Raw genomic sequence first — 10,563 nt, 5'->3', positions numbered from 1 at the left:
AGAACGAAGGCAAGAAGATCGCCGTCTACGACCTCGGCGGCGGCACCTTCGACGTCTCGATCCTGGAGATCGGCGACGGCGTCTTCGAGGTGAAGTCGACCAACGGCGACACCTTCCTGGGCGGCGAGGACTTCGACCTGCGCCTCGTCGACTACCTGGCCGACGAGTTCAAGAAGGAGCAGGGCGTCGACCTGCGCTCCGACAAGCTGGCGCTTCAGCGCCTGAAGGAAGAGGCCGAAAAGGCCAAGAAGGAGCTGTCCTCGGTGACCTCCTACGAGGTCAACCTGCCCTTCATCTCGATGAATGCGTCCGGCCCGCTGCACCTCAACATCAAGCTGTCGCGCGCCAAGCTGGAAGCCCTGGTCGAGGACCTGGTCCAGCGCACCATCGAGCCCTGCCAGAAGGCGCTCAAGGACGCGGGCCTCAAGGCTTCGGACATCGACGAGGTCGTGCTCGTCGGCGGCATGACCCGCATGCCCAAGGTGCAGGAGGCCGTGAAGGCCTTCTTCGGCAAGGAGCCGCACAAGGGCGTGAACCCCGACGAGGTCGTGGCGCTGGGCGCCGCGGTCCAGGCGGGCGTGCTGCAGGGCGACGTCAAGGACGTGCTGCTGCTCGACGTGACCCCGCTGACCCTGGGCATCGAGACCTTGGGGGGCGTCTTCACCCCGCTGATCGAACGCAACACCACCATCCCGACCAAGAAGTCCCAGGTCTTCTCGACCGCCGAGGACAACCAGTCGGCGGTGACCATCCGGGTCTTCCAGGGCGAGCGCCCGATGGCGGCCGACAACAAGATCCTCGGTCAGTTCGACCTGATGGGGATTCCGCCGGCGCCGCGCGGCATGCCGCAGGTCGAGGTCACCTTCGACATCGACGCCAACGGCATCGTGCATGTCACCGCCAAGGACAAGGCGACCAACAAGGAACAGTCGATCCGCATCCAGGCGAACGGCGGCCTGTCGGACGCCGACATCGACCGCATGGTCAAGGAGGCCGAGGCCAACGCCGCCGCCGACAAGGCGCGCAAGGAGCTGGTCGAGGCCAAGAACCAGGCCGACGCCGCCGTCCACTCGACCGAGAAGGCCCTGGCCGAACACGGCGACAAGGTCTCCGAGGCCGACCGCAACGAGATCCAGACCGCGCTGGACGCGCTGAAGGCGGCCAAGGACGGCGAGGACGCGGCCGACATCACCGCCAAGACCAATGCCCTGGTCCAGGCGTCGATGAAGCTGGGCGAGGCCATGTACAAGGCCCAGGCCGGCCAGGCGGACGCCTCGGACGGCGGGTCTTCGGCGGACGAAGGTGTCGTCGACGCCGAGTTTGAGGACGTGACGGACGACAACCAGGATCAGGACCAGAAGCAGTCGGCTTAAGGTTCTGGCGCCCCCCGCTTTCGGGCGGGGGCGCCGACCTGATTGGGGCGTAACGGGTTATGGCGACGCAGGACTACTATCAGACGCTGGGAGTCGACCGGTCGGTCGACGCAGCGGCGCTCAAGGCGGCGTTCCGCAAGGCCGCGATGGAGCACCATCCAGACCGCAACGGCGGCTGTGAGAACTCCGCCGCCAAGTTCAAGGAAATCAACGAAGCCTATTCCGTCCTGTCCGATCCGGACAAGCGGGCGGCCTATGACCGCTTCGGCCACGCGGGCGTGAACGGCGCCGGCGGCTTCGGCGGCGCGCGCGGCTTCGACAACGTCAACGACATCTTCTCCGAGGTGTTCGGCGACGTCTTCGGTGACATGTTCAACCGGGCCGCCCAGCAGCGCTCGGCCGGGCCGCAGCGGGGCGCGGACCTGCGCCACGACCTGGAGATCAGCCTGGAGCAGGCCTATCGCGGTGCCGAGGTCGAGATCGACGTAGCCTCGGCCGCCGTCTGCGAGCCCTGCGAGGGTTCGGGCGCCAAGCCGGGCTCCCAGCCGACCCAGTGCGCCACCTGCGGCGGCCATGGCCGCGTGCGCCAGGCCAACGGCTTTTTCCAGGTCGAGCGGACCTGCCCGCGCTGCGGCGGCCAGGGCAAGGTCATCGCCGAGCCCTGCACGGCGTGTCACGGCCGCGGCCAGGTTCGCAAGACGCGCCGCATGGCGCTGAAGATTCCCGCCGGCGTCGACGACGGCTCCCGCATCCGCCTGGCGGGCGAAGGCGATGTCGGCCGGCGCGGCGGGCCGCGCGGCGACCTCTATGTCTTCCTGTCGGTAAAGCCCCACGAGCTGTTCGAGCGCGACGGGCTGGACCTGTTGTGCACCGTGCCGGTGCCGATGGCGACGGCCGCGCTCGGCGGCGAGATCGAGGCGCCCTGCCTGTCCTCGGAGGCCTGCGATGGCCAGTGCCGAGCCTCGGTCGAGGTGCCGGAGGGCGCCCAGACCGGGAAGACGGTGCGCATCAAGGGCAAGGGCATGCCCGACCTCCAGGGCCGCCGCCGGGGCGACCTGGTCGTCGAACTGTTCGTCGAGACCCCCACCAACCTCACGCCCCGCCAGAAGGAGCTGCTGCGCGAGCTCGGCGAAACCTGCGGCGAGCGCCAGCATCCCAAGCACGCCGGCTTCTTCAAGAAGGCCAAGCGCTTCTGGACGGACCTGACGGGGACCGAGGGGAACGCCTGATCCCGTCACTCGGACGGAGTGAAGCGCCGATCCGGGGCCTAGGCTGTGCGGCGCCGATTGCGTTTAAGTCCCGGCTCTTCGGCGCTGCGCGCCTGCGGCCGGGATGACGTTCAGAACAAGTCGCCCTGGCCGGGCGGAGGGGCCTTGGCCTTCTTCGGCGCGGTCGGCTTGCGAGGCTCCCCGCCGGTGACCACCGCCCCGGCCTCGCCGTCGCGGAACTTCAGCGCCAGCGCGTCGCCCGCCGCCAACTGACCGGCAGACCTCACCAGCCGTCCGTCGGACAGGTGAACCCGCGCAAAGCCGCGCTCCAGCGGCCGGTCCGGGTCTAGCGACAGGAACAGCCGGCTGAGCCGCTCCAGCCGCTCGGCCTCCCGTCGCTGCAACCGGCCCAGCGCCGCCTGCGAGCGGCGGCCCAGCTCGTCCAGCCGGCCCAGCGCCTGGCGCACCGGCCGCTCCATCGACGGCAGGCGGCGCGCCAACCCCGACAGCCGCTGCTCGCGGTCCCTCAGCCATTGCCTCAGCGCCTGCGACGCCCGCCGGTCCAGCGCCGCCAGCCGTTCGGCCTGCTGCTCGATGGGCCGCTTCAGCGTCGCCGGCGACAGGCGCGAGGCGACCCTCAGCAGGGCTCGCTCATGCGCCGCCGCATTGGCCTGGAGCGCGGAGGACAACCGCGCCGAGGCCTGATCCAGGCGCTGCTCGCGCCGCCCGAACAGGTCGGCCCGGCTGGGCATCCGCGCCGAGACGCCCGTCAGCCGCGTGCGCCTCAGCTCAATCGCCCGGCCCGTGCAGCGCTGCATGCGCCGGTCGAAGTCGGCCAGCTGCGCCTTCAGGTCGGTCAACACCGGAGTGGCCATCTCGGCGGCCGCCGTCGGCGTCGGCGCGCGCCGGTCCGAGACGAAGTCGATCAGGGTGGTGTCGGTCTCGTGGCCCACCGCCGAGATGACCGGCAGGGGACAGGCCGCGACCGCGCGGGCCAGGGCCTCGTCATTGAAGGGCCACAGGTCCTCCACCGAGCCGCCGCCACGCGCCACGATCAGCACGTCCGGGCGCGGGATCGGGCCGTCCTCCGGCAGGCTGGAGAAGCCCTTCACCGCCGCCGCCACCTGGCCGGCGGCCTGGTCGCCCTGGACCACGCACGGCCAGACCAGCACCCGGCAGGGCCAGCGGTCGCGGATGCGGTGCAGGATGTCCCGGATGACCGCGCCGGTCGGGCTGGTGATCACGCCCACCACCGTCGGAATCGCCGGGATCGGCCGTTTGCGCGCGGCGTCGAACAGACCCTCGGACTTCAGCTGGGCCTTCAGCCGCTCGAGCTGCGCCAGCAGGGCCCCGACGCCCGCCGGCTCCATTGTGTCGATGACGATCTGGTAGCACGACCGCTGCGGATAGGAGGTGATCTTGCCGGTGACGATCACCTCCAGCCCCTGCTCCGGCCGGCATGCGAGGTTCTTGACCGAGCCGCGCCAGACGACGCCGTCGATGCAGGCGTTGTCGTCCTTGAGCGTCAGATAGACGTGCCCCGACCCATGGTGGGTGCACTTGGAGATCTCGCCCCTCAGCCGGACGTATCCGAACCGGTCCTCCAGCGTTCGCCTGAGCGCGGCGGACAGCTCCGACACCGTAAACGGCGGGGCGTTGTCTCCCGACTGTGACGTTTCGGCGACGATGGCGAGTTCCGTTAACTGAGGCGCCTCAAAGAGGCCCCGCTTGCATCTATATTGGGCTGGACCGCGTTGCTACGCCCGACAAAGCCCGTGACGCAAGGATCAGGACCATGAGACCGACCAAGCTCATCGCCGCGTCCGCGGCGGCCATCGCCTTTTCGACCGTGGCGCTCGCCGACGCCCCGGTGCCGCGCCGCGCCGTCGACCTGCAGCAGTTTGACGGCCGCTGGTACGAGATCGCGCGCACGCCCAACCGCAATCAGCCGACCTGCAACCGCCTGCAGATCGACGTGACCCGCGCAGGCGACGCCTACAACGTCGTGAACACCTGCCAGCGCGCCAGCGGCGAGCCGCGCATCGTCCGCGCTTCGGCCAGCCCGCTGAACGACGCCAACAACCGCCTGCGTTTCCGCGCCCAAGGCGGCGCCGCCGGCTTCATCGGCGTGTCGCAGGAGTTCTGGGTGCTGGACCGCGCCGACGACTACAGCTGGGCCATCCTCGGCACGCCGGGCGGCAACTATTTCTGGCTGTGGAGCCGCTCGCACAGCCCGGCCAACCGCTCGGCCCTGCTCGCCCGCGTACGCGCGCTCGGCTACGACACCTCCAACGCCGTGCACGTGGGGGCCTGAGATGCAGGCGCTCAAGATGATCTGGCTGGTCCTGGCGGTCGGCGCGGCGAGCTGATCGCTCGTCCGCATGGGTTGACTTGGAACAGCCCGTGAACATTGTGGCGGGGTGAGCCTCGTCGCCTTTGAAACCCTGGAACTGACCTTCACCTCGCGGCCGGCCGTGACCGCCGCGGTGACCAAGGGCGCGGCGCGCGTGATGGCCGACCTCGGCTATGCGCCGCTGCTGGAGGTTCGTCTGCCCAATGGTCGGCGCGCCGACGTCATGGCTCTGGGCCCGCGCGGCGAGATCGCCATCTGCGAGGTGAAGTCCTCGGTCGAGGATTTCCGCTGCGACCGGAAGTGGGGCGACTATCTGCCGTTCTGCGACGCCTATTTCTTCGCGGTGGCGCCCGAGTTTCCCACTGACATCCTGCCGGTCGAACCCGGGCTCATCGTCGCCGACGGCTTCGGCGGGGCGGTGGTGAGGCCGCATACGCCCAGTCCGCTGGCGCCCGCGCGCCGCAAGGCGCTGACACTGGCATTCGCAAGGCTCGGCGCGCTACGCGCCACGGGGGTCTAGCGCGGCGCGCGCTTGGCCAGGATCCGCTGAAGCGTGCGGCGATGCATGTTCAGGCGACGAGCGGTTTCCGAGACATTGTGGCCGCACAGGTCATAGACGCGCTGGATGTGCTCCCAGCGGACCCGGTCGGCGGACATCGGATTCTCGGGCGGTGGGGGTTTATCGTCGCCGGAGGCCAGGAGCGCCTTGACCACGTCGTCGGCGTCAGCCGGTTTGGCCAGGAAGTCCACCGCGCCGGCCTTGATGGCCGCCACGGCCGAGGCGATGGCGCCGTAGCCGGTCAGCATGACGATACGGGACTCGGGCCTCAGCTCGCGCAGGGTCTCGACGACCTTGAGGCCGTTGCCGTCCTCCAGCCGCATGTCCACCACCGCAAACGCCGGCGGGCTCGATCTGCCCAGTTCAAGCGCCTCGGCCACCGAGGCGGCCAGGGTCACCTGAAAGCCGCGCGCCTCCATGGCCCGGCCCAGCCGGGTGCGCAGGGCCGTGTCGTCGTCGAGCACCATCAGCGAGCGGTCCTCGAGCGCCTCGACCTGGGACTGAAGCTCCATCGTCTCGGACATCGGTTCTCCTCAATGCCCCCGAACCCTAGATAGCGTCGGGGCTGGGCGATTGCGACCCGTCAAGCTTCGAGCAGGTTGCGCGGCCAGCTCGCCACCACCTGAGCGCCTTCCTTGTGCCGGAGGTTCCCGAAGGTGACCGAGGCGCCCGTCTTCTCCAGCAGGGTCTTGGCGATGAAGAAGCCGATGCCCATGCCGTGGTGGCCGGTCTTGGATCCCTCGCCCGCAGGCCGCGACGTGACATAGGGCTCGCCCAGCTTGACCAGCACGTCGGAGGCGAACCCCGGGCCGTCGTCCTTGACCTCGATGCGGATCGTCCGGTCGTCGAAATAGGCGGTGACCCGAACCTCATAGACGGCGAAGTCCGTAGCGTTCTCGACGAAGGCGCCGATGGCGCGCACGGCCTCGGGCAGGCGTCGGATTTCGGGCTCGACCGATCCCTTGGCGCCCTCCACCGCGATCTCCACGCGCGGCCCGTGGTTGCGGTGCGGCTCGGCGGCCTCGCGCAGGAGATCGGCCAGGCTGACGCGGGCCTCTGCCACGTCGCCGGTTTCCGAGCGCTGGGACAGGGTCCTGAGGATGTCGCGGCACCGCTCGGCCTGCTGGACCAGCAGTTCGGCGTCCTCGGCCAGGGCCTTGTCGGACCCGGCGTTGCGCAGCAGCTCGCGGGCCACGACCTGGATGGTGGCCAGCGGCGTCCCGAGTTCGTGGGCGGCCGCGGCGGCGAGGCCGCCCATGGCCGCCAGTCTCTGCTCGCGCGCGAGAATGGCGTCGGTCGCGGCCAGGGCCAGGCCCATGCGGCGGGCCTCCGAGGACGTCTTCCACGCGTAGCCGGCGGTGAAGATCACTCCGGTCAGGATCGCGGTCAGAAAGCCCAGGCGATAGATGGGCGGCAGGGTCAGCATCTCTCCCGGCCGCCAGGGCAGGGGCTCGGGTACGAAGAACAGGACGCAGGCGACCAGGAGCGCCAGGGCTCCCACCGCCATGGTGTGCCGCGTCGGCAGCGCGGCCGCGGCGATCGTCACCGGCGCGATCAGAAGCAGCGAGAACGGATTGTCCAACCCGCCGGTCAGGCCCAGCAGCGCGCCGAGCTGGAGCACGTCGAACATCAGCTGGCCCGCCGCCTTCCAGCCTTCCAGCACGGGCTGGCGCGCCAGGATGGCGAGAGCGACGTTCATCCACGCTCCGGCGCCGATCATGGCCAGGCACCAGCCCAGGCGGATGTCGAAATCCAGGGTGAAGGCCGTGAACAGCACCGCCGCCGTCTGACCGGCGAGGCCCAGCCAGCGGAGCAGCATCAGGGTGCGCAGGCGCAGCCTGCCGCGCGGGGCGGGCAGGTTCTGAGGATCCCAGTAGGTCGTGGCTTGGGGCTCGGCGCTCACCCCCCTATAAGGCCCCGCCGGACCCGCCCGCGTCGAGAGGATTTCATGCCGCGCAAGCCGATCGTCATCTTCGCCGCCGCCTGTATCGCGCTTGCGGTAATCATCGCGGGCGCGACCTGGTGGGTGTTGGCCCAGCGGGCGGCGCCTGCGGACCAGCCGGTCATGACCTTTGGCGAGGCGGACATCGGCGGACCCTTCCAGCTGGTCGACCAGACCGGCCGCCAGGTCGATGAGTCGATCCTTGAGGACAAATGGACGGCGGTCTTCTTCGGTTTCACCTATTGCCCGGACTACTGCCCGACCACGCTTCAGACTCTGGCGGCGGTGAAGGACCAGCTGGGGCCGCAGGCCGAGAATCTGCAGATTGTTTTCATCTCGGTCGACCCCGAGCGCGATACGCCCGAGGCCCTGGCCGACTACCTGTCGACGCGCGGCTTTCCCGAGGGCGTCATCGGCCTGACCGGGACGCCGGAGCAGGTGCGGGCCGCCGCCGACGCCTATCGGGTCTTCTACGAGCGCCGCGAGCAGACCGGGGGCTACACCATGGACCATTCCCTGACCGTCTATCTGATGAACCCCGAGGGCGAGTTCGTCACGCCGCTCAGCTACGGCATGGGCCCGGAGCGCACCGCCACCGCCATCCGCCGCGCCATGGAGGAGGCGGCGGCCTGACCGGCCGCACTGGCGAAATCCGCGCGAGTCTTTAGATGGACGCCATGACCGCCGCCGCCGCGCCGACCGCGCGCCCCAGTCCCTATTTCGAGGAGCGGGTTTTGTGGGTCCGTCACTGGACCGACAGCCTGTTCTCCTTCGCCGTCACGCGCCCTGACGAGCTGCGCTTCCGCTCGGGCGAGTTCCTGATGATCGGCCTGCCGGCCGAGGGCGGGGCCAAGCCGATCGTGCGCGCCTATTCGGTGGCCAGCCCCATGTGGGACGAGCAGCTGGAGTTCTTCTCCATCAAGGTCCCGGACGGCCCCCTGACCTCGCGCCTGCAGCACATCAAGGAAGGCGACACCGTCCTGGTCGGCAGGAAGCCGACCGGCACCCTGGTGCTGGACGCCCTGACCGGCGGCGAGAACCTGTTCCTGATCGGCTCGGGCACGGGCCTGGCGCCCTGGCTGTCGATCGTGCGCGATCCTGAGACCTACCAGCGCTTCAAGCGGGTCTTCGTGGTCCACAGCGTGCGCCAGGTCGCGGACCTGGCCTATCGCGAATTCCTGGAAGGCGGCGTCCATGAGGATCCGCTGATCGGCGAGGAGGCCAAGGCCGCCCTGACCTACGCCCCGACGGTGACGCGCGAGGCCTTCCACACCACAGGCCGGGTCACCGACCGTATCCGCTCTGGCGCCTTCTTCGACGACCTGAGGCTGGAGCGCGGCTTCGACCCTGCGCGCGACCGGGTCATGCTCTGCGGCTCCATGGCCATGATCAAGGACGTCGCCGCCCTGGTCGAGACTTATGGTCTGACCGAGGGCTCGAACGCCGAGCCCGCCGAATACGTCCTGGAGCGCGCCTTTGTCGGATGAGGTGAGGATCGACCCGCGCACCGCGCCCGAGGCCTGCACGACCATGGCCGAGGTGCGTGAGGGCGTCGACGCGCTCGACCGAGCGCTCGTGACGCTCATGGCCGAGCGCCAGCGCTACATGGAGGCCGCCGCCCGCATCAAGCCGAGCCGCGACGTGGTCCACGACGACTGGCGGATCGAGGACGTCGTCTCCAAGGTGCTGGCCGCAGCCCGCGAGCAGGGCCTGTCGCCCGACATCGCCGAGCCGGTGTGGCGCAAGCTGATCGAGCGCTGCATCGCGCACGAATTCTCGGCTTGGGACCGGACGCGGGCCTAGAGCGTCCGGGCGATCAGCAGCTTCATGATCTCGTTGGTGCCGCCGTAGATGCGCTGCACCCGGGCGTCCTTGTACAGCTGGGCGATCGGATACTCGTTCATGTAGCCGTAGCCGCCGTGGAGCTGGAGCATCTCGTCGATGACTTCGCCCTGGATGTCGGTGACCCAGTACTTGGCCATGGAGGCCGTGGCGGCGTCGAGCTGGCCCTTCAGGTGCAGGCCGATGCAGTGATCGACGAAGACCTTGGCCACCGTCAGCTTGGTCTTCACCTCGGCCAGTTTGAACTGGGTGTTCTGGAAGTCGATGATCCGCTTGCCGAAGGCCTTGCGGTCCTTGACGTAGGCCAGGGTCTCGGCGAGGCCGCGCTCGGCCGCCGCCACGCCCTGGACGGCGATGTTCAGCCGCTCCTGCGGCAGCTGCTGCATCAGCTGGATGAAGCCCATGCCCTCGCCGCCGCCGATGATGTTGTCGGCCGGGACGCGCACGTCGTTGAAGAACAGCTCGGAGGTGTCGTTGCCCTCCATGCCGATCTTGTGGAGGTTGCGGCCGCGTTCGAAGCCCTCGGCGCCGTCGGTCTCGACCACGATCAGGGAGGTGCCCTTGGCGCCCTCGGCCGGGTCGGTCTTGGCGACGACGATGATGAAGTTGGCCAGCTGGCCGTTGGTGATGAAGGTCTTGGACCCGTTCACCACATAGCCGTTCCCGGCCTTCTTTGCGGTGGTCTTTACCCCTTGCAGGTCGGAGCCGGCACCCGGCTCAGTCATGGCGATGGCGCCGACCAGCTCGCCCGACGCCAGCCGCGGCAGCCAGCGCTGCTTCTGCTCCTCGGTGCCGTAGTGCCAGATGTAGGGGGCGACGATGGCGTTGTGCAGCGAGATGCCGAAGTGGTCCGCGCCCTTCCAGCCGAGCTGGCGCATCAGCACGACCTCGTGGCGGTAGTCGCCGCCCATGCCGCCGTCGGCCTCGGGCATGGACAGGCCAAGCAGGCCTGCCTCTCCGGCATGGGTCCACAACTCGCGCGGGACGGAGCTGTCGGCGATCCACTGCTGCACCTTTTCGGGCGGCGCGTGCTCGTCGATCCAGCGGGCCACGCTGTCGGAGAAGAGGACGATCTCCTCCTCGGCCATGAAGTCGGGTTCGGGGACGTTGAGGACGTTCATCGTCTTTCTCCTCCCCATCGCCCGCGTTGGGGTGGGGGACCACGATGTGGTGGTGGGGGCGCCTCCGCCGGTTAGGATTGAGGGAGTTCGGCGCCATCAGCGTCGCCCCCTCCGTCTCGTCGCCTATCGGCGCCGATCCACCTCCCCACCGCTGCGCGCCGGGGA

General features: G+C 69.4%; 11 protein-coding genes. 7 read left to right on the top strand and 4 right to left on the bottom strand.

All coding sequences use genetic code 11. The annotated features are described in order from the left end of the window. A partial coding sequence (gene dnaK / locus Q0M60_RS13520; protein WP_296820439.1) for a molecular chaperone DnaK occupies window positions 1–1,373 on the top strand: 1,373 nt, incomplete at its 5' end. A 59-nt stretch (window positions 1,374–1,432) separates the two neighbouring features. Then, on the top strand, window positions 1,433–2,602 hold the full coding sequence (gene dnaJ / locus Q0M60_RS13515; protein ID WP_296820437.1) for a molecular chaperone DnaJ: 1,170 nt from the start codon (window positions 1,433–1,435) through the stop codon (window positions 2,600–2,602). A gap of 110 nt (window positions 2,603–2,712) precedes the next feature. On the opposite strand, the gene xseA is transcribed toward dnaJ, so the two are convergent. Further along, complete coding sequence (gene xseA, locus Q0M60_RS13510; protein WP_296820447.1) at window positions 2,713–4,269, bottom strand: exodeoxyribonuclease VII large subunit; 1,557 nt, start codon at window positions 4,267–4,269, stop codon at window positions 2,713–2,715. Between the two features lie 107 nt (window positions 4,270–4,376). Between xseA and Q0M60_RS13505 the strand changes: the two genes are divergently transcribed. Beyond that, window positions 4,377–4,895: a lipocalin family protein gene (locus tag Q0M60_RS13505; protein ID WP_296820434.1), complete on the top strand. Its 519-nt coding sequence runs from the start codon at window positions 4,377–4,379 to the stop codon at window positions 4,893–4,895. A gap of 130 nt (window positions 4,896–5,025) precedes the next feature. Continuing rightward, window positions 5,026–5,454, top strand: a complete 429-nt coding sequence (gene mmcB, locus Q0M60_RS13500; RefSeq protein WP_296820444.1) for a DNA repair putative endonuclease MmcB — start codon at window positions 5,026–5,028, stop codon at window positions 5,452–5,454. Here mmcB and Q0M60_RS13495 read toward each other — a convergent pair. Together Q0M60_RS13495 and Q0M60_RS13490 are read right to left on the bottom strand one after the other, a co-directional pair. Further along, window positions 5,451–6,017, bottom strand: a complete 567-nt coding sequence (locus Q0M60_RS13495; protein WP_296820432.1) for an ActR/PrrA/RegA family redox response regulator transcription factor — start codon at window positions 6,015–6,017, stop codon at window positions 5,451–5,453. The two genes, mmcB and Q0M60_RS13495, sit on opposite strands and share 4 nt — an antisense overlap. Window positions 6,018–6,076: 59 nt before the next feature. After that, window positions 6,077–7,396 (bottom strand): ActS/PrrB/RegB family redox-sensitive histidine kinase, encoded by a 1,320-nt coding sequence (locus tag Q0M60_RS13490; RefSeq protein ID WP_296820430.1) that lies wholly within the window; start codon window positions 7,394–7,396, stop codon window positions 6,077–6,079. Between the two features lie 45 nt (window positions 7,397–7,441). Here Q0M60_RS13490 and Q0M60_RS13485 point away from each other — a divergent pair, with 45 nt between their 5' ends. The 3 genes from Q0M60_RS13485 to Q0M60_RS13475 are packed head-to-tail and all read left to right on the top strand — an operon-like array spanning window position 7,442 to window position 9,238. Continuing rightward, on the top strand, window positions 7,442–8,068 hold the full coding sequence (locus Q0M60_RS13485) for an SCO family protein (RefSeq protein WP_296820429.1): 627 nt from the start codon (window positions 7,442–7,444) through the stop codon (window positions 8,066–8,068). 44 nt (window positions 8,069–8,112) lie between these two features. Next, complete coding sequence (locus tag Q0M60_RS13480) at window positions 8,113–8,922, top strand: ferredoxin--NADP reductase (RefSeq protein WP_296820427.1); 810 nt, start codon at window positions 8,113–8,115, stop codon at window positions 8,920–8,922. A gap of 43 nt (window positions 8,923–8,965) precedes the next feature. Further along, window positions 8,966–9,238 carry a chorismate mutase gene (locus tag Q0M60_RS13475; RefSeq protein ID WP_296820442.1) on the top strand — a complete coding sequence of 91 codons (273 nt, stop codon included), beginning with the start codon at window positions 8,966–8,968 and terminating at the stop codon, window positions 9,236–9,238. On the opposite strand, the gene Q0M60_RS13470 is transcribed toward Q0M60_RS13475, so the two are convergent. Further along, window positions 9,235–10,398, bottom strand: a complete 1,164-nt coding sequence (locus Q0M60_RS13470) for an acyl-CoA dehydrogenase family protein (protein WP_296820425.1) — start codon at window positions 10,396–10,398, stop codon at window positions 9,235–9,237. The genes Q0M60_RS13475 and Q0M60_RS13470 overlap by 4 nt on opposite strands. Window positions 10,399–10,563 lie beyond the last annotated feature (165 nt).

The sequence above is a fragment of the Brevundimonas sp. genome (assembly GCF_024711105.1).
Taxonomy (GTDB): Bacteria; Pseudomonadota; Alphaproteobacteria; order Caulobacterales; family Caulobacteraceae; genus Brevundimonas.
Note: the sequence above shows the minus strand (reverse complement) of the source record. Positions and strands in the feature narration are given on the sequence as shown.